The sequence below is a fragment of the Halobacillus sp. ACCC02827 genome, assembly GCF_030291935.1.
Classification (GTDB): Bacteria; Bacillota; Bacilli; order Bacillales; family Halobacillaceae; genus Halobacillus.
Map to the genome: position 1 here is coordinate 1,726,863 of NZ_CP128168.1, position 18,095 is coordinate 1,744,957.

The 18,095-nt window shown below is 46.8% G+C and carries 18 protein-coding genes; all 18 read left to right on the forward strand.

Translation table 11 applies throughout. The annotated features are described in order from the left end of the window. The first annotated feature begins 6 nt into the window (after nucleotides 1–6). The 18 genes from infB (at nucleotide 7) to QRD89_RS09305 (ending at nucleotide 18,090) form a co-directional block, all read left to right on the forward strand. Nucleotides 7–2,049, forward strand: a complete 2,043-nt coding sequence (gene infB, locus QRD89_RS09220; RefSeq protein ID WP_008639622.1) for a translation initiation factor IF-2 — start codon at nucleotides 7–9, stop codon at nucleotides 2,047–2,049. Then, complete coding sequence (locus QRD89_RS09225; RefSeq protein ID WP_008639623.1) at nucleotides 2,046–2,324, forward strand: DUF503 domain-containing protein; 279 nt, start codon at nucleotides 2,046–2,048, stop codon at nucleotides 2,322–2,324. The genes infB and QRD89_RS09225 overlap by 4 nt, the downstream gene beginning before the upstream one ends. Nucleotides 2,325–2,350: 26 nt before the next feature. Beyond that, nucleotides 2,351–2,701, forward strand: coding sequence for a 30S ribosome-binding factor RbfA (gene rbfA, locus QRD89_RS09230; RefSeq protein ID WP_008639624.1), 351 nt, complete (start codon nucleotides 2,351–2,353; stop codon nucleotides 2,699–2,701). Nucleotides 2,702–2,772: 71 nt separating this feature from the next. Further along, nucleotides 2,773–3,669, forward strand: a complete 897-nt coding sequence (gene truB / locus QRD89_RS09235; protein WP_008639625.1) for a tRNA pseudouridine(55) synthase TruB — start codon at nucleotides 2,773–2,775, stop codon at nucleotides 3,667–3,669. A gap of 42 nt (nucleotides 3,670–3,711) precedes the next feature. After that, the gene (gene ribF / locus QRD89_RS09240; RefSeq protein WP_286096769.1) at nucleotides 3,712–4,650 is read left to right on the forward strand and encodes a riboflavin biosynthesis protein RibF; all 939 of its coding nucleotides are present in this window, start codon (nucleotides 3,712–3,714) and stop codon (nucleotides 4,648–4,650) included. A gap of 128 nt (nucleotides 4,651–4,778) precedes the next feature. Beyond that, on the forward strand, nucleotides 4,779–5,048 hold the full coding sequence (gene rpsO / locus QRD89_RS09245; RefSeq protein ID WP_008639627.1) for a 30S ribosomal protein S15: 270 nt from the start codon (nucleotides 4,779–4,781) through the stop codon (nucleotides 5,046–5,048). A gap of 119 nt (nucleotides 5,049–5,167) precedes the next feature. Further along, nucleotides 5,168–7,291 (forward strand): polyribonucleotide nucleotidyltransferase, encoded by a 2,124-nt coding sequence (pnp, locus tag QRD89_RS09250; protein WP_062513419.1) that lies wholly within the window; start codon nucleotides 5,168–5,170, stop codon nucleotides 7,289–7,291. A gap of 101 nt (nucleotides 7,292–7,392) precedes the next feature. Continuing rightward, nucleotides 7,393–8,319, forward strand: coding sequence for a polysaccharide deacetylase family protein (locus QRD89_RS09255; protein WP_026577449.1), 927 nt, complete (start codon nucleotides 7,393–7,395; stop codon nucleotides 8,317–8,319). 20 nt (nucleotides 8,320–8,339) lie between these two features. Further along, entirely contained in the window at nucleotides 8,340–8,573 is a 234-nt protein-coding gene (locus tag QRD89_RS09260) for a YlmC/YmxH family sporulation protein (protein WP_008639630.1), read from the forward strand. Between the two features lie 132 nt (nucleotides 8,574–8,705). After that, the gene (dpaA, locus tag QRD89_RS09265; protein WP_008639631.1) at nucleotides 8,706–9,599 is read left to right on the forward strand and encodes a dipicolinic acid synthetase subunit A; all 894 of its coding nucleotides are present in this window, start codon (nucleotides 8,706–8,708) and stop codon (nucleotides 9,597–9,599) included. Beyond that, the gene (locus QRD89_RS09270; RefSeq protein ID WP_026577447.1) at nucleotides 9,596–10,195 is read left to right on the forward strand and encodes a dipicolinate synthase subunit B; all 600 of its coding nucleotides are present in this window, start codon (nucleotides 9,596–9,598) and stop codon (nucleotides 10,193–10,195) included. The genes dpaA and QRD89_RS09270 overlap by 4 nt, the downstream gene beginning before the upstream one ends. Nucleotides 10,196–10,299: 104 nt before the next feature. Continuing rightward, nucleotides 10,300–11,346 carry an aspartate-semialdehyde dehydrogenase gene (gene asd, locus QRD89_RS09275; RefSeq protein ID WP_286096770.1) on the forward strand — a complete coding sequence of 349 codons (1,047 nt, stop codon included), beginning with the start codon at nucleotides 10,300–10,302 and terminating at the stop codon, nucleotides 11,344–11,346. Between the two features lie 24 nt (nucleotides 11,347–11,370). Beyond that, nucleotides 11,371–12,612 carry an aspartate kinase gene (gene dapG / locus QRD89_RS09280; RefSeq protein WP_286096771.1) on the forward strand — a complete coding sequence of 414 codons (1,242 nt, stop codon included), beginning with the start codon at nucleotides 11,371–11,373 and terminating at the stop codon, nucleotides 12,610–12,612. Next, nucleotides 12,609–13,481: a 4-hydroxy-tetrahydrodipicolinate synthase gene (dapA, locus tag QRD89_RS09285; RefSeq protein WP_286096772.1), complete on the forward strand. Its 873-nt coding sequence runs from the start codon at nucleotides 12,609–12,611 to the stop codon at nucleotides 13,479–13,481. Before dapG ends, dapA begins: the two co-directional genes overlap by 4 nt. A 165-nt stretch (nucleotides 13,482–13,646) precedes the next feature. Next, nucleotides 13,647–14,366: a ClpP family protease gene (locus QRD89_RS09290; RefSeq protein WP_026577445.1), complete on the forward strand. Its 720-nt coding sequence runs from the start codon at nucleotides 13,647–13,649 to the stop codon at nucleotides 14,364–14,366. Continuing rightward, complete coding sequence (locus tag QRD89_RS09295; RefSeq protein ID WP_008640054.1) at nucleotides 14,363–14,572, forward strand: YlzJ-like family protein; 210 nt, start codon at nucleotides 14,363–14,365, stop codon at nucleotides 14,570–14,572. The genes QRD89_RS09290 and QRD89_RS09295 overlap by 4 nt, the downstream gene beginning before the upstream one ends. Nucleotides 14,573–14,699: 127 nt before the next feature. Further along, complete coding sequence (locus tag QRD89_RS09300; protein ID WP_286096773.1) at nucleotides 14,700–16,988, forward strand: DNA translocase FtsK; 2,289 nt, start codon at nucleotides 14,700–14,702, stop codon at nucleotides 16,986–16,988. A gap of 376 nt (nucleotides 16,989–17,364) precedes the next feature. Next, nucleotides 17,365–18,090 (forward strand): GntR family transcriptional regulator, encoded by a 726-nt coding sequence (locus QRD89_RS09305; RefSeq protein WP_008640057.1) that lies wholly within the window; start codon nucleotides 17,365–17,367, stop codon nucleotides 18,088–18,090. Nucleotides 18,091–18,095 lie beyond the last annotated feature (5 nt).

Here is an 18,095-nt window from a genome sequence, read left to right on the forward strand (position 1 = left end):
AGATTTATGAGTAAAATTCGCGTATACGAATATGCAAAGAAAAATGAACTATCAAGCAAGCAGGTAATTGAGAAACTGCAGAATCTAAATATAGAAGTGAACAACCATATGTCCACATTAGAAGATGGAGCTGCAGAAAAGCTGGATAAGGCTTTCGGCAAAGGGCAGAAAGCTAACAGCTCTAAAGGAAACGCTCCGAAGAACAACAGCAAGAAGCCGAATAATAACAACAAAAACCAGCGTAACAAAGGTCAAAAGCCGGCGCCACAGCAGCAGAGGAAGCCTAAGAAACAGATGCCTGAGAAGATTACGTTCGCAGGCAGCCTGACTGTAGGGGAACTTGCTGATAAACTGAACAAAGATTCTTCTGAAATCATCAAAAAACTTATGTTCCTTGGCGTCATGGCTACGAAAAACCAGGAATTGGACGCGGATACAATTGAGCTTATCTGTACAGAATTTGATGTCGAAGTGGAAGAAGAAATCATCGTTGATGAAACAGATATCGAGAACATGACGTTTGACGATGCACCGGAAGACTTGAAAGAGCGCCCGGCGGTTGTAACGATCATGGGTCACGTTGACCACGGTAAAACGACGCTTCTGGATCAGATTCGTAATACGAAGGTAACCGAAGGCGAAGCCGGAGGAATCACGCAGCACATCGGTGCTTACCAAATTGAAGAAAACGATAAGAAAATTACGTTCCTTGATACCCCTGGTCACGCTGCGTTTACAAGTATGCGTTCCCGCGGTGCACAGGTAACAGACATTGCGATTCTCGTCGTTGCAGCTGATGATGGAGTTATGCCTCAAACAAAAGAAGCAATCAGCCATGCGAAAGCGGCGGAAGTACCAATCATCGTAGCTGTGAACAAGATGGACAAAGAAGGTGCTAATCCTGAGCGCGTGATGCAGGAATTGATGGAATATGAACTCATCGCCGAAGATTTCGGTGGAGAGACGATCTTTGTGAAGATGTCTGCCGTTAAAGGTGAAGGAATCGATGATCTCCTGGAAATGATCGTACTTGTTTCCGAGATGGAAGAATTAAAAGCAAACCCTGAACGTCCGGCATACGGTACTGTAATTGAAGCGGAACTTGACAAAGGCCGTGGGCCGGTTGCGACCCTTCTTGTACAGAACGGTACCCTTAACGTAAGTGACTCTATCGTTGTAGGTAATACGTGGGGACGTGTACGTGCCATGGTCAACGATATCGGACGCCGCGTTAAAGTTGCTGGTCCATCGACACCTGTTGAAATTACCGGTTTGAACAACGTACCGCAGGCCGGCGACCGCTTCCTGGTCTTTGACGATGAGAAGAAAGCCCGCTCCGTAGGGGAAGCTCGTGCACAAAGACAGCTGGAGGAAAATCGTTCCGCTACAGCTAAAGTCAGCCTTGATGATTTGTTTGAACAGATCAAGCAGGGAGATGTCAAAGAAATCAATTTGATCGTCAAAGGGGACGTGCAAGGTTCTGTCGAAGCACTTGCAGGTTCCTTGGAGAAGATCGAAGTGGAAGGCGTCAAAGTTAAGATCATTCACACAGGTGTAGGTGCGATTACAGAGTCCGATGTGACACTTGCATCCGCATCCAATGCCATCATTATTGGTTTCAATGTCCGTCCAGACGGGAATGCTAGAAAAGCAGCGGAGTCCGAGGATGTAGAAATCCGTCTGCACAATATCATTTACAAAGTGATGGAAGAAATTGAATCAGCGATGAAAGGTATGCTTGATCCGGAGTACGAAGAAAAAATTATCGGTCAGGTGGAAGTTCGTGAAATCTTCAAAGTGTCTAAAATCGGTACAATCGCCGGTTCTTATGTCACAGATGGTAAGATTACACGCCATTCCGGTATCCGCGTCATCCGTGACGGTGTCGTCATTTATGAAGGTGAAATCGATGCATTGAAACGTTTTAAAGATGATGCAAAAGAAGTAGCCCAAGGATATGAGTGTGGAATTACGGTCAAGAATTTCAACGACATTAAAGTCGGAGACATTATTGAACCATACGAAATGCAGGAAATTGAGCGCGCATGATTATAAGCGCAGAAGTGGATGCTTTTATCTATGATGCGCAGTCCTTGAAAGAGAAGCGTGCCGTATTGAAGAGGATTCAGACGAGGCTTCATAATGAGTTTAACATCGCTGTCAGTGAACTGGAGTTTCAGGATCTCTGGCAGCGGACCCGCCTCGGTCTTGTTACGATTGCGAGCAGTAAGAAGGTCGCAGAACAGACGATGCAGCAGGCTCTCTCTTTCATTGATTCATTCCCAGAGATCGAACGTACAGAGACGAATCTGGAATGGCTTTGATGTTTGTGTAGAAGAGGTGAATAAAGATGAACGATTTACGAGCAAGCCGCGTCGGTGAGCAGATGAAAAAAGAGATGAGTGACATCATCTCTAAGAAAATCAAAGATCCGCGCGTAGGCTTTGTAACCGTCACCGAAGTCAAAGTGACGGGTGATTTGCAACAGGCAAAAGTATATATTTCCGTATTGGGAGACGAAAAACAACGGCATGATACCCTTGTTGGCTTAGCAAAAGCGAAAGGCTTCATCCGTTCTGAAATTGGTCAGAGAATTCGACTCCGTAAAACGCCGGAGATCATGTTTGAATTCGATGAAGCGATTGAACGCGGGAATCGTATTGAAACACTCCTCCGTGATTTGGATGATACGGAAAGCTGATAATGGAATCCGTGCTTGTTTAAGCACGGATTTTATCTGTTCTTTTTAATTTCAGGATGGAGGTGGAAGCTATGGATGGAATCTTACCATTATGGAAACCTAAAGGGTTTACATCTCATGACTGCGTCAGTAAAGCGCGTGGTATGTTGAGAATGAAGAAAATCGGCCACACAGGTACGCTTGATCCGGATGTCGAAGGTGTCCTGCCATTGTGCGTTGGAAAGGCGACGAAAATTGTTCCGTTTCTGACGGACACCGACAAAGTATACGAAGCCGTAGTGACCTTGGGGTATTCGACAGATACAGAGGATGCCGGAGGGAATCAGGTGGAAACGCTCAGCGTGGACAAACCGGTGGATAAAACACAAATTAAAGAGACACTTCGGTCTTTCGAAGGAAGAATTACTCAGACTCCTCCGATGTACTCGGCGGTTAAAGTAAACGGCAGGCGGCTCTACGAATACGCAAGAGAAGGAAAAGTTATCGAACGGCCGACGCGTCATGTGACCATTAAGGAAATTGCGCTTACGTCGGTAGATGAATCTGTTCAGAACGGTACTTTCTCGTTCTCCTTCCGCGCTGTATGCTCAAAAGGTACATACATCCGGACTCTCTGCGTGGATATAGGGAAAGCACTCGGATTTCCTGCTCATATGTCTTCTCTGGTACGTACGAAGACAGGAGGCATTGAGAAAGGGGACTGCTACACCTTCGATCAGCTGCAAGAGGCAGCAGATGAAGGAAGAATCAGTGAATTTCTGCTTCCGCTTCAACGGGGCCTTACCCATCTTCCTGTTCTTGAAGTGACAGAAGCAGAGCAGGCAATGATTGCGAACGGAAGAGTACTGGAGGAGCCGGACAATTTCTCAGAAGACGTTTTTGTAGTCTCCCGTTTGGATACGGCGCTGGCCATTTATCAGAAACATCCGGAGAAACCTGGAAAGATCAAGCCTGTCCGGGTATTCTGAAAGAATAGGAAGCAACAATTACAGTAAAGCGCAGGTGAGTTAATGGAAACGTTTCATTTATCGCAGTCATCGCCTGTAGATCCTTTGGAGATCGAGCCGAATGTAACGGCCGTCGGTTTTTTTGACGGTATTCATAAGGGTCATCAGAAGGTTATAAAAGCCGCGGGTAGGAAGGCAGACGAGCTTGGTTTGAAGCGAGCGGTCATGACATTTGATCCTCATCCGTCGGTCGTATTGAAAAACAGCGGAAAAAAGGCAAGATATATCACACCCCTTGGAGAGAAGAAAGCAATCCTTAAAGAAATGGGCATCGACTACTTATTCGTCGTCCGCTTCGACAAGGGGCTCGCTTCTTTGTCTCCACAAGATTTTGTTGAGCACTATTTTGTAGGCCTGCATGTAAAACACGTCGTAGCCGGGTTTGATTTTACTTATGGATATAAAGGCGCGGGATCTATGCGTACACTTCCTGACGATGCCAAGGGCCGGTTGACTCATACAGTTATTGAGAAAGTGGAGAAGGATCAGGAGAAAGTCAGCTCCACGCGGATTCGGAAGCTGTTGGATACAGGGGAGGTCAGTGAAGTAGAACGGCTGCTCGGAAGACCCTTCTATATCACAGGGAAAGTTGCCTCCGGTGAAAAACGGAGCAGAACCAGTGGTTATCCGACCGCAGACATACAGGTGGATGAGAGCTTTTACCTTCCGAAACCGGGAGTGTACGCCGTTTCGATCCGTCTTAAAGGGAAGAAGCTGTTGGGTATGGCGAATTTAGAGCAGAAACCGATGTTTTATGATACCCAGCATGTAAGTCTGGAAGTGCATGCTTTTGATTTTCGCGGAGACTGGTACGGTGAATGTCTTGCGGTGTGCTTCCATCAGCGGATCCGCAGCGAGCGTAACTTTTCTGATACGGAGGAGATTGCGGGCCAGCGGAAGCAGGACGAAGCTGAGATTCGTACATTTTTTAAGAGGAATTGACGGTTTCCCTTGCATTTCACCTGAAAAAAATGTAGTCTTTACTATGGAACCTTCGCTTGGCGGAACGTAGCTCCGACGTCCGCTCGGGGATAGGGAATTCTTAACTATTTATAGGAGGTGTAGCTATAATGGCTATCACAAAACAACGTAAACAAGAACTAATCAATGAGTACAAAACTCATGACAATGACACTGGTTCTCCAGAAGTACAAATCGCTGTACTTACTGAGCAAATCACGACATTGAACGATCACCTGCGTACACACAAGCAGGACCACCACTCTCGCCGTGGATTGCTTAAAATGGTAGGTAAGCGTCGTAACCTATTGAACTACCTACGTAATAAAGACATTACACGTTACCGTGAGTTAATCAAGAGCCTTGGCTTGCGTCGTTAATGGATGGGAAAAAGCGGGAGTATTCCCGCTTTTTCTGTATGTTTACATACAGAAGGGTGTAAACTGTTCATAGCCCCTTAAGTTGAAAATGAGAGTTATTGAGAGGAGTTAAGTTCTTTATGGCAGAAGAAAAACAAGTGTTTTCCATAGATGTCGCCGGTCGTACATTTTCTGTAGAAATCGGTGAATTGGCAAAACAGGCAAATGGTGCGGCACTCGTCCATTACGGTGATACGACAGTCCTGTCTACTGCGACGGGATCCAAAGAGCCGAAGGACCTTCCGTTCTTCCCATTGACTGTGAACTACGAAGAGCGTCTATACGCTGTTGGTAAGATCCCTGGAGGTTTCATTAAACGGGAAGGACGTCCGAGTGACAAAGCAGTCCTTGCATCCCGCTTGATTGACCGTCCAATCCGCCCGCTGTTTCCAGAGGGTTTCCGTAATGATGTACAGGTTATCAGTTCTGTAATGAGTGTCGATCAGGACTGTTCTTCTGAAATGGCAGCGATGCTCGGTTCTTCGATTTCCCTTGGAATTTCCAATATTCCATTTGGCGGGCCGATCGCAGGAGTGATCGTCGGTCGAGTCGATGGAGAATTCGTCATCAACCCGACTATCGAACAACAGGAGAAAAGTGATATCGATTTAACGGTTGCCGGTACGAAAGATGCGATCAACATGGTTGAAGCCGGTGCGGATGAGGTTGCAGAAGAAGATATGCTTGAAGCAATCATGTTCGGACACGAGGAAATCAAACGTCTGGTAGCATTCCAGGAAGAGATCATTGCAGCGGTCGGCCGTGAGAAAATGGACGTCCAGTTGTTTGACTTAGACGCCGAGCTTAAGAGCAAGGTGGAAGAACAGGCGAAGGATACCATTATACAAGCAATTAAGACGGAAGAGAAGAAAGCCCGTGAGGAAGCAATCGATCAGGCTAAGACAGAAATTCTATCCATCTATGAAGAGCAGGAAGCCGATGAAGATACCTTAAAACAGGTTGCATCGATCCTTGAACATATGGTGAAGACAGAAGTTCGCCGTCTAATTACAAAAGATAAAATCCGTCCGGACGGGCGTGGGGTGGACGAAATCCGTCCGTTGACTTCCCGTGTTGGACTGCTCCCACGGACACACGGTTCCGGATTGTTCACGCGCGGCCAGACACAGGCGCTGAGCGTGGCGACATTAGGGGCACTTGGTGATGTACAGATTCTGGACGGGCTTGACCTTGAAGAATCCAAACGGTTTATGCACCACTACAACTTCCCTAAATTCTCCGTGGGTGAAACAGGACCAATTCGTGGCCCGGGACGACGGGAAATCGGTCATGGTGCACTTGGTGAGCGGGCGTTGGAGAAGGTTATCCCTTCCGAGAAAGACTTCCCGTACACCATCCGCCTCGTATCTGAAGTACTTGAATCCAACGGTTCTACGTCTCAGGCAAGTATTTGTGCAAGTACGCTTGCTATGATGGATGCAGGTGTTCCAATTAAGGCACCAGTGGCAGGTATCGCGATGGGCCTTGTCAAATCAGGCGATGACTATACCATTTTGACAGATATCCAGGGCATGGAAGACGCGCTCGGCGATATGGACTTCAAAGTTGCCGGAACAGCCAAAGGTGTGACAGCCCTGCAAATGGATATTAAAATTGAAGGGTTGTCGAGAGAAATTCTTGACGAAGCTCTCGCTCAGGCGAAAAAAGGCAGAATGGAGATCCTGAACCATATGCTTCAAACAATGCCGGAAACTCGCGGTGAACTTTCTGAGCACGCACCGAAGATCATGACGATGAAGATTAATCCTGATAAGATCCGTGACGTTATAGGACCAAGCGGGAAACAGATTAACCAAATCATTGATGATACCGGAGTGAAGATTGATATCGAGCAGGATGGTACGGTATTCATCTCATCCACCGATGCAGGAATGAACGCAACGGCACGTAAAATCATTGAAGATATCGTCCGTGAAGTGGAAGTCGGAGAAGTCTACGACGGTAAAGTGAAGCGCATCGAGAAATTCGGAGCCTTCGTTGAATTGTTCAAAGGTAAAGAAGGACTTGTCCATATTTCAGAAATGGCGGAAGAAAGAATTGGTAAGGTGGAAGATATCGTATCTCTTGGAGACACCATCCGTGTCAAAGTTAAGGAAATCGATAGTCAGAAACGAATCAACCTTTCCCGTAAAGCCGTTTTGATCGACGAGAAAAAAGATGAAGAAGCGAATGTAAATAAATAATAGTGAGAAGAAGAGCTGGCCCGCCAGTCTCTTTTTTTCCTTTAACAAACAAGTCTAACGTACTCGCATGGATCATATACTGTCTCTAGAGGTGGTTGTCCATGAATAAGAGAACGGTTGGGCTTTTTTTTATTCTGCTGTCATTTTTGGCCGGATTAGTACTTGCCTATTGGACAGTGGAGGAAGTTGTCTCCGTGAATGTGGATGCAGAAGATCCACTATATAAGGAAATAGAAGAGAGAAAATCGAAATACGAGTGGAAGGTGGAAGATGCGCGGATCGATTCTGTCTGGAAGAAGACACCGGGGATTATGGGCAGGAAAGTAAACGTAGAGGCATCCTACAAAAAGATGAAGAAGAAAGGGACGTTTGATTCTGACCTGTTTGTTTATAAACGCATCACACCTAAGGTTTCTCTTGATGATCTCCCTCCTTCCCCCATCTATCGGGGACATCCGGATAAGGAAGCTGTGACCCTTCTCATTAATGTGTCCTGGGGGGAAGAGTATCTGCCGGACATGATTGAGACTCTTTCGGAGCATCAGGTGAAAGCAAACTTCTTTATTGACGGGGCATTCGCAAAAGAATTCACCAATCTTGTTCAAATGATAGAAGAAGAGGGACACACCATCGGAAGTCATGGATATATGCATAAAGATATGGCGAGAATGTCGAAAGAGCAGGCAACAGCCAATTTGGAACAGGCGGATGAGCTTTTATTCGGTTTGACAAAAGAGAACATCACCTATTTCGCCCCTCCTTCCGGCAGCTATTCACAGACGGCTGTGGAAGCAGCGGATGAGATGGGAATGGAAACGATCCTTTGGACCGTAGATACTATAGACTGGAAGAAGCCGACAAAGGATGTGCTGCTTAACAGGGTGCTGGGTAAAGTTCATAACGGAGCTACCATTCTCATGCATCCGACGGAAGTGACGAGAGACAGTCTCGGGGAGCTTATTGAGGGCATTCAGGATAAGGGATACAAGATTACAGCACTGCCTTCATTCTTATCAGAAGAACGTTAGAGGAAGAGGTGCGGTACAGGATGCGCATGAAATCATTGGCTAAAAAGCAGGTCATCGATGTTGATAATGGAGAGAAATTGGGGGTGCTGGGGAAAGCTGATCTTATCATCGATCCCGCATCAGGGACCATCAAATCCCTTGTTATTATGAACCACGGCTTGATCGGCATTGGCACGTCGAAAAAGGAACTGACCATTGAATGGAGTCAGATTAAAACCATTGGGGATGAAACGATCCTTCTCCACAGACGCTGAAGAAAGGATCCAATCATCATCCACCACGGCTTTTTGCTGTGGTGTTTTTTTGTGTTTAAAGCAAATCACTATCTTGGCGTTACGGCATAGGATACAAGGAGATAAGATCATAGAAAGAAGGAGACATCCGTAATGCTAACAGGATATCATGTAGCGGTAATAGGAGGAGATGCCCGGCAGATCGAACTGATCAGGCGCTTGAATGAGTGGGATGCCACGGTGTATTTGGCGGGGTTCGATCAATTAAATGAAAGCTTCAGAGAGGCAGTGGAGCTTGATTTTGAAAGCCAGCAAGCAGAGAAACTCGATGCCGTCATCCTTCCCGTTGCGGGGACGGACGATCAGGGAAGAATTGAGGGGATTTTCTCCAATCAACTCATCGATTTATCGGAAGAATGGTTAAAGCGGACACCGGAGCATTGTCAGATTTTCACCGGAATCACAAACACTTACCTGACTAATCTTGCAAGTCGGGCAGGCCGTAAGCTGGTTCCGCTTATGGACCGGGATGATGTGGCCATTTACAATTCCATTCCCACGGTGGAAGGAACGCTCATGCTCGTCATACAGCATACAGACTTCACGATACACGGATCCAAAGTGATTGTATTTGGTCTGGGACGTGTAGGTGTCGGTCTTGCAAGGACATTCCATCATCTTGGTGCCGACGTCTCCGTGGGAGTCCGGACACCGGAAAGTGCAGCAAGAGTATATGAAATGGGTTTAAAACCAATTGATATGAATGATATAACAGATAAAGACATGGGCTGCGATATTCTTTTGAATACGGTACCTCATCCTGTTGTCGATGCTGCCATTATAAAGCAGTTGCCTTCTCATGCGCTCATATTGGATCTTGCTTCCAAACCGGGAGGGACAGATTTCAAATATGCAGATAAACGAGGGATCAAAGCTTTACTTGCACCCGGCCTCCCGGGGATCGTAGCACCGAAAACCGCAGGGAGAATCATAGCAGATGTGGTCCAGAGGCTTCTGGAACACAAAGCGCGGAAGGAGAATGGATGATGACAACATTAAAAGGAAAAGTAATCGGTTTCGGATTGACCGGATCGCACTGCACGTATCACGAAGTGTTTCCTATCATGCAGCAGCTTGTGGATAAGGGTGCGACGGTTATTCCGATATTGTCCTATACCGTCCAGAAAACAGATACAAGATTTGGAGATGCGGAGGACCACCTGAAGAAGGTGGAGGAAATCACCGGGGAAAAACCGATCATGACTATACCGGATGCGGAGCCGCTTGGACCCAAACGTCCGCTTGACTGTATGTTAATCGCTCCTCTTACAGGTAATTCTACAAGTAAACTTGCGAATGCTTTAACAGACTCCCCCGTACTGATGGCGGCAAAAGCAACACTCCGAAACGAAAGTCCTGTAGTGCTGGCAGTCTCAACCAATGATGCCCTCGGATTGAACGGGGTCAACATCATGAGATTGATGGCGACAAAGCATATTTACTTCGTCCCCCTTGGTCAGGATCATCCATTCAAAAAGCCTAATTCTCTCGTGGCTGATATGACGCTTATCCCGGAGACTATTGAAGCGGCCCTCTTAGGGAAACAGCTGCAGCCGGTCTTGATCGAACGCTATCCAAATTAAGTGAAACTTTTCATACAGGTATTCTTGGAAATATGATAAAATAACAAAAATAGTGACATATCTTACTATTCTTACAACAACACACAGAGAGAGGATGCCATTTGATGAGTGAAGCAAAACAATATAATGTAGCCGTAGTCGGCGCGACAGGAGCGGTCGGACAGAAAATGCTCGAAACGCTGGAGGACCGTAACTTTCCAATCAACCAGCTTAAGCTTCTGTCTTCCAGTCGCTCGGCTGGATCGAAAGTGACATTTCAAGGAAACGATTATACGGTGGAGGAGGCGACTCCGGAGAGCTTCGAAGGAATCGATATCGCTTTATTCTCCGCAGGAGGTTCCGTCTCCAAGAAACTGGCACCGGAAGCGGTCAAGCGCGGCGCTGTCGTTGTAGATAATACAAGTGCTTACCGGATGGCGGAAGATGTACCGCTCGTTGTACCGGAAGTGAACGAGAAAGATATTGCTGATCATAAAGGAATTATTGCCAACCCGAATTGTTCCACCATTCAAATGGTTGCTGCACTGGAACCAGTGCGCAAAGCCGTCGGGATGAAGCGTGTGATCGTTTCCACGTATCAAGCGGTTTCCGGTGCTGGAAATGAAGCAGCGGAGGAATTAAGGAATCAGTCCCAGGCATTCCTCGATGATACGGATTTGAAAGCAGACATTCTTCCTGTAAAAGGAGATAAGAAGCATTATCCGATCGCATTCAATGCGTTGCCGCAGATTGACGTGTTCCAGGATAATGGATATACATTCGAAGAAATGAAAATGATCAACGAAACGAAGAAGATCATGCATGCCCCTGAATTATCCGTTGCAGCCACCTGTGTGCGCCTTCCGTTCTTCACTTCCCATGCGGAGAGTGTGTATGTGGAAGTAGAGAAAGACGGCGTCACGGTTGAGGAGATTAAGCAGCTTCTGGCCGATGCACCTGGTATTGTCCTTGAAGATGACCCTGCGACACAGACCTATCCAACACCGCTTTCCGCGGCAGGTAAAAGGGATGTGTTCGTCGGAAGAATTAGAAAAGATTTGGACGATGATCGGGGATTCCACCTTTGGGTCGTCTCTGACAACCTGCTTAAGGGAGCGGCATGGAATTCTGTACAGATCGCAGAATGCTTGATCGCGAACGAGTGGCTGTAAACTCATATAAGTAGAGGTGGCCAAATGAAGCTACTTGTGCAGAAATTTGGTGGAACATCCGTCCGGGATCAGGAAAGCAGATCCCGGGCGATCCATCATGTGAAAAATGCTTTGGACGAAGGCTATAAAGTTGTCATAACAGTGTCAGCTATGGGTAGAAAGGGAAGCCCCTATGCGACGGATACGCTTCTTGGGTTAATCGACTTCCCAAAAACAGAAGTATCATTAAGGGAGCAGGATTTAATGATGTCCTGCGGAGAGACGATTTCTTCCATTGTATTTGCTCATGAACTTTGCAAAGCGGGAATCTCTGCTGTTTCCTTAACCGGAGCTCAGGCTGGAATTACAACCAATGAAGAGTTTACTCGAGCGAAAATTACGCAGATGAACCCGGCACGCCTCCTGCAGACTATGCAGACGAAAGACGTTGTCGTCGTAGCCGGCTTTCAAGGTCAGACACTTCAAGGAGATGTAACAACCATCGGGCGCGGGGGAAGTGATACAACTGCTGCGGCTCTTGGGTCTGCGCTGAAAGCGGATTACATTGATATATTTACCGATGTCGACGGCATTATGACGGCGGACCCGCGGATTGTAAAAGAGGCAAGACCGCTTACAAGCATCACATATAATGAAATCTGCAATCTTGCTTATCAAGGTGCAAAAGTGATACATCCTCGTGCGGTTGAAATCGCTATGCATGCGAAAGTTCCAATCCGGGTGCGATCCACTTATTCGGATTCTCTCGGAACTCTGGTCACAGGTACGAAAGAAGAAAGCTTCGGTCAGGACATCCAGGAAAGGACCGTCACCGGGATTGCTCATATGGACGGTTTAACACAAATCAAAGTACTTTCGAAAAAAGACCCCTCCAAACTCCAATCGGACGTATTTAAATCCATGGCTTCGGCTAATATATCCGTAGACTTCATCAATATATCTCCAATTGGTGTCCTTTACACCATAAACCATTTGTACACAGAAAAAGCCGTAGATATCCTAACAGATCTGGGGTATGACCCTGTCATTCGCAGACAGTGTGCAAAAGTCTCCGCCGTAGGCGCCGGAATTACAGGTATTCCGGGTGTAACCGCACAAATCGTGCAATCTTTAACCGATCAGGGCATTCCCATTCTGCAGTCTGCTGATTCCCATACGACTATCTGGGTGCTGGTGAGAGAAGAAGACTTGATTCCTGCCGTCAACGCGCTGCATGAAACCTTCCAATTGAATACTAGAGCGAAGAATGGGGCGAACCTATCATGAATTTCGGAAAAGTGCTGACAGCAATGGTTACTCCTTTTGACAAATGTGGGGAACTTGATTTAAAACGCACGACAGAATTAGTGGAATACCTGCTTGCAAACGGTTCGGACGGTTTAGTTGTTACTGGGACGACGGGGGAGTCACCGACACTCTCTTCTGATGAGAAAGTGACTCTGTGGACCCACGTCGTTCAAGTGGCAGGAGGCCGTGCTCCTGTCATTGCCGGAGCAGGAAGCAATAATACACGTGAATCGATGGAACTTTCCCAACGTGCCGAACAAACAGGGGTGGATGCTGTGATGGTCGTTGCCCCTTACTATAATAAGCCGAATCAGCAGGGGCTGCTTCGTCATTTCCAAGCGGTTGCGGGTGCCGTCCGTCTGCCTGTGATGATCTACAATGTCCCGGGAAGGTCTTCTGTTACCATTGCTCCGGAAACTATCATCGAACTGTCTCAAACGGACAACATCGTGTCAGTAAAAGAAGCAACAGGAAACCTGGACGGAATGGCTCAAATAATTGAAAATACGAGAAGTGACTTTTCGCTTTACAGTGGTGATGATCATTTGACGCTCCCAGCTTATGCGATCGGTGCGAATGGTATCATAAGTGTATCTTCCCATATCATTGGTTCAGAAATGCAGCAGATGCTGCAATTATTTGAAAAAGGGGATTATAAGGCAGCGGCGTCTCTCCACAGAAAACTTCTTCCCGTATTCCAAGCGGTTTTCTGCGCGCCTTCGCCTGCACCGGTGAAAGCCGCCCTCAAGAAAAAGGGGATGGACACGGGAGGGATGAGGCTTCCTCTTGTACCTCTCAGCCTGGATGAAGATGCTCTTATCGAAGCGATCATACGTAAGTTTCCTTAATAGCACATACATCCGACCTTCCTTCTTGTTACTGAAGGAAGGTCGGTTTTTTTCGACGCGCAGGTTCTTTGAATTGCAGCATGGTAAATCAAAGGATATGCCTGTATGATTCCAATGTGTTTAAGTCATACTACGGGAAAAGAAGAAAAGGGGTCTGATCATACCATGAACGAAGATACGCCCAAAGAAAAAGAAGCCAAACCACAGTCTTCTCTCGTAGATAAAATACAACAGCTGGGTCAGAGCAACGTGCCACAGCCCGGTGATTCCAACATTCACGTCCTGCCTATTATCGGTCAGGTGGAAGGGCATGTGCAGCTGCCACAGCAAAATAAGACAACAAAGTATGAACATTTAATACCTCAGCTGATTGCGATTGAACAAAACCCGAAAATTGAAGGATTAGTTGTCTTGTTAAATACGGTAGGCGGGGATGTCGAAGCTGGCCTTGCCATATCGGAAATGATTGCATCACTGTCTAAACCGACCGTTTCCATCGTCCTTGGGGGCGGGCATTCCATTGGTGTTCCGATCGCCGTATCATCGAATTATTCTTTTATTGCAGAGACGGCGACGATGACTATTCATCCCATCCGTATGACTGGTCTCGTCATTGGTGTCCCGCAAACCTTCGAGTATATGGATAAGATGCAGGATCGTGTCATCAATTTCGTAACGAGGCATTCCAACATTGAAGAAGAGAAATTCAAGGAACTCATGTTCGAAAAAGGCAATCTGACCAGGGATATCGGAACGAACATCGTAGGGAGACAAGCAGTGGAAGCAGGCTTGATCGATGCCGTAGGCGGCGTGAAAGAAGCGATGGGGAAGCTGAATGAGATGATCGAAGCGAACAAAGATACAGGAGAGCAGGTCGTCCAATGAGCATCCTTTACACGCCGCTCAGCGAACAGGACATTTTCCCTCCGGAGAACGAGGCTTATCAAGTGATTCTCCATCAACATGAGAAGTGCCCGTTAAAATGTGCGAAGACGCCGGATGGAAAGAAGCAGATCATGCAGATTCTATCCACAGATCCTGCTCATTATATGGATCCTGAGCTCCAGCCGGGACAATGGTTGGACTCGTAACACTACACCGCCCTATGGTATAATTAGGATAGCTGAAAGAAAAAAAGGATGCCGCTGTCATCTTCTTGGATGGGGAAGAAGAACAGCAGGCATCCTTCTCCTTTCAGCTTAGGGAGGTGGAATCGGAATGGCAAGAAAACGAAAAAAGAAAAAGAAACAGACGAATTTCAAAAGTCAAATAAAATTTGAATTACTCGGACTCTGTTTCCTGTTCCTGGCCGTGATTGGCAGCGGTGCTGCAGCAATCAGTGACGGTGCAGTTCCTGGAGGTCTCGAGCATTTATGGCAGTTCTTCTTCGGCGTATGGTATTTTATCGTATCCTTATTTTTCCTTGTTGTCGGTATTTATCTCATGGTAAAACGCAAATGGCCGACCTTTTTACATAGACGATTAGCTGGTATGTATATCCTTTTGATATCTCTTTTACTGTTTACGCACTTAGAAACATTGTCCGCGGAGCTCGGATCCGGCAATGGCTCCATTCTCTCCATGACGTGGGAGCGGCTTACAGCTATGATGAGAGGGGAAGCCTCCTTTTACACGGTCGGAGGAGGTCTCATTGGAGCTGTTCTCTTATCGATAACCTATTATCTGTTCTCCGGTGTAGGGACAGCGATTGCCGCTTTTTTCTTATTCATCGTAGGACTTATATTTGTAAGTGAATGGTCGATCGGCGAATTTTTCTCGAAGCTCGGCAAGAAGCTGAAGGTGATTGGAAAAGACCAGGTAGAGCGTTTGAAACAGGCAAAAGAGGAGAAAAAATCTCTTCCTGTGAAAGAGAAAGAAGATGTTGAGGAAACCGTAGTTTATGAAATGAACGAAGAGAAAGTCGAACCGGAAGAGTTGGAGACTTCGGAGGAGCCTATCATACAGGACTTTACAGAACATGCACGGAAGACGGATAAGCCATCTTCTGAAAGCAAACCAGCAAAAGACCCGGATGATGTCCAATTGGAAACCTCCATGCCGACCGCAGAGCTTGAGAATGTTGATTATCAGCTTCCGAGTCTTGAATTGCTGGACGAACCTAGTTCCACGCCGCAGACACAGGGAAGATCTCATATCCAAGCGACTGTGAAAAAACTTGAGAAAACGTTCCACAGCTTCGGGGTCAAGGCAAAGGTGACTAAAGTTCACGTCGGACCTGCCGTGACGAAATATGAAGTCTACCCGGATGTTGGGGTAAAGGTTAGTAAGATTGTTAATTTAAACGACGATCTCGCCCTTGCCCTTGCCGCCAAGGACATTCGGATAGAGGCGCCGATCCCGGGTAAATCGGCCGTCGGTATCGAAGTACCGAATAAAGAAGTTTCGATGGTCTCCTTGAGAGAAGTGCTGGAGACAGGGAAGTCGAAGCCTGAATCCAAGCTGAGCTTCGCCCTTGGAAGGGACATTTCTGGAGAAGCAGTCATGTCTGAATTAAACAAGATGCCTCACCTGCTCGTAGCCGGGGCGACCGGAAGCGGGAAGAGTGTCTGCATCAATGGGATCATTACGAGTATCCTCATGCGTGCCAAGCCTCATGAAGTGAAAATGATGATGATTGATCCGAAGAAGGTGGAGCTCAACGTTTATAATGGTATACCGCATCTTCTGGCTCCTGTTGTTACGGATCCGAAAAAGGCATCCAGAGCGCTGAAAAAAGTGGTGGCCGAAATGGAAAGAAGGTACGACCTCTTCTCTGATTCTGCAACGAGAAATATCGAAGGCTATAACGAATACATCCGAAGGCAGAACCAGAATGCAGAAGAAGAACAGCCGCAGCTTCCATATATCGTCGTACTCGTAGATGAGCTGGCCGACCTCATGATGGTCGCCTCCAACGAAGTGGAGGATGCAATCACAAGACTTGCCCAAATGGCAAGGGCGGCTGGCATCCATTTGATCATTGCAACGCAGCGTCCTTCTGTCGACGTTATCACCGGCGTCATCAAGGCGAACATCCCATCTCGAATCGCGTTCAGTGTATCGTCTCAAACAGATTCTCGGACCATTTTGGATTCCGGAGGAGCAGAGAAGCTGCTTGGTAGAGGAGACATGCTCTTTACCCCTGTCGGTTCAAACAAACCGACACGAGTGCAGGGTGCTTTTTTATCGGATGATGAAGTGGAGCGGGTCGTCGGCTTTTGTGTGGAACAACAGAAGGCTCAATACCAGGATGAAATGATTCCGGAAGAAGAAAGCGAAGTGAAGCAGGAAGTGGACGATGATTTGTATCCGGAAGCCGTCCAAATGGTTATAGAAATGCAGAGTGCCAGTGTTTCTATGATTCAGAGACGTTTCCGCGTCGGCTATACACGTGCCGCGCGGCTGATCGATGCAATGGAAGACAATGGTATCGTCGGTCCTTACGAAGGAAGTAAACCAAGAGCTGTCCTCGTAAGCCAGTCAACAGAAGAACAACATACTTCCTGAGCAAAGGAGCTGCTGCCCGTCAGTAGCTCCTTTTTTAGTTGCAAAAGGAAGATAATTCCATGAAACCAAAAGTCGAATTAGGATGGAACATTATCCCATTAGTATGTAACAAGGGAAAAACCAGAATATCCAATGATTTGACGCGTTAATCCACTGCTGTAGGGAAATGGGCCCGGTACACGGGGGCTATATAATTATCTCTAATCAAAACCCTTTGATATCAAGGTTTCACAGAAGATGCTGTCGTAAAATTCACAAAAATGGGGAAATTGTATTTATTTATTCCTTGTATAGTGTTATATTATTGTAAAAATATGATGTGTCGAACGTCAGAGGTCAGATCTCTCAGATAGTTCAAAAGACTTGGGGTGAAACGATGTCCATTAGACAGGATACTCGTCATCTATACTTACAGGTGATCGAGCAGATAAAACGAGATATTGAACACGGTATTTTTAAAGAGAAACAAAAGCTGCCATCAGAATTCCAATTATCCAAAACCCTTGGTGTATCAAGAGCAACCCTTCGTGAAGCGCTCCGAATACTGGAGGAAGACGGTGTCGTCACGAGAAGGCACGGAGTGGGGACATTCGTCAATTCCAAACCACTGTTTACATCCGGTATCGAGGAGCTCGATAGTGTGACAGGAATGATTTTGAAATCAGGTATGACTCCTGGTTCCCAGTATCTATCGGCGGATTTAATCGACCCCACGGAAAAGGATAAGGCCAGGTTTTCTCCGCTTGAAGTGACATCGCTTGCGAAAGTAGAGCGTGTCCGTACCGCGGATGACGAGCCTGTTGTTTACTGTACCGATAAAATTCCCGAAGGACTCCTTCCCATCGACCATGTCAGGGAAGCGGATTCCCTCTTTCAAGTGCTCGAAGCTTACACCGGCAAGTCGATTGAATATGCCGTAACCCACATAGAACCCATCGGCTACCATGAACGGATTTCCCCGATCCTGAAGTGCGAGCCCGATCAGGCGCTGCTGTTACTTAGACAAATGCACTACTCCCAGGATGATATTCCAATGCTCCTTTCATCCAACTACTTCCGTGCAGATAAATTCAGCTTCCATGTTCTGAGAAAACGTGTGTGATGCTT

Bases quoted from the DNA above. Each gene is read 5' to 3' on its own strand.
- infB (WP_008639622.1), top strand. From the start codon at position 7: ATGAGTAAAATTCGCGTATACGAATATGCAAAGAAAAATGAACTATCA.
- QRD89_RS09225 (WP_008639623.1), top strand. From the start codon at position 2,046: ATGATTATAAGCGCAGAAGTGGATGCTTTTATCTATGATGCGCAGTCC.
- rbfA (WP_008639624.1), top strand. From the start codon at position 2,351: ATGAACGATTTACGAGCAAGCCGCGTCGGTGAGCAGATGAAAAAAGAG.
- truB (WP_008639625.1), top strand. From the start codon at position 2,773: ATGGATGGAATCTTACCATTATGGAAACCTAAAGGGTTTACATCTCAT.
- ribF (WP_286096769.1), top strand. From the start codon at position 3,712: ATGGAAACGTTTCATTTATCGCAGTCATCGCCTGTAGATCCTTTGGAG.
- rpsO (WP_008639627.1), top strand. From the start codon at position 4,779: ATGGCTATCACAAAACAACGTAAACAAGAACTAATCAATGAGTACAAA.
- pnp (WP_062513419.1), top strand. From the start codon at position 5,168: ATGGCAGAAGAAAAACAAGTGTTTTCCATAGATGTCGCCGGTCGTACA.
- QRD89_RS09255 (WP_026577449.1), top strand. From the start codon at position 7,393: ATGAATAAGAGAACGGTTGGGCTTTTTTTTATTCTGCTGTCATTTTTG.
- QRD89_RS09260 (WP_008639630.1), top strand. From the start codon at position 8,340: ATGCGCATGAAATCATTGGCTAAAAAGCAGGTCATCGATGTTGATAAT.
- dpaA (WP_008639631.1), top strand. From the start codon at position 8,706: ATGCTAACAGGATATCATGTAGCGGTAATAGGAGGAGATGCCCGGCAG.
- QRD89_RS09270 (WP_026577447.1), top strand. From the start codon at position 9,596: ATGATGACAACATTAAAAGGAAAAGTAATCGGTTTCGGATTGACCGGA.
- asd (WP_286096770.1), top strand. From the start codon at position 10,300: ATGAGTGAAGCAAAACAATATAATGTAGCCGTAGTCGGCGCGACAGGA.
- dapG (WP_286096771.1), top strand. From the start codon at position 11,371: ATGAAGCTACTTGTGCAGAAATTTGGTGGAACATCCGTCCGGGATCAG.
- dapA (WP_286096772.1), top strand. From the start codon at position 12,609: ATGAATTTCGGAAAAGTGCTGACAGCAATGGTTACTCCTTTTGACAAA.
- QRD89_RS09290 (WP_026577445.1), top strand. From the start codon at position 13,647: ATGAACGAAGATACGCCCAAAGAAAAAGAAGCCAAACCACAGTCTTCT.
- QRD89_RS09295 (WP_008640054.1), top strand. From the start codon at position 14,363: ATGAGCATCCTTTACACGCCGCTCAGCGAACAGGACATTTTCCCTCCG.
- QRD89_RS09300 (WP_286096773.1), top strand. From the start codon at position 14,700: ATGGCAAGAAAACGAAAAAAGAAAAAGAAACAGACGAATTTCAAAAGT.
- QRD89_RS09305 (WP_008640057.1), top strand. From the start codon at position 17,365: ATGTCCATTAGACAGGATACTCGTCATCTATACTTACAGGTGATCGAG.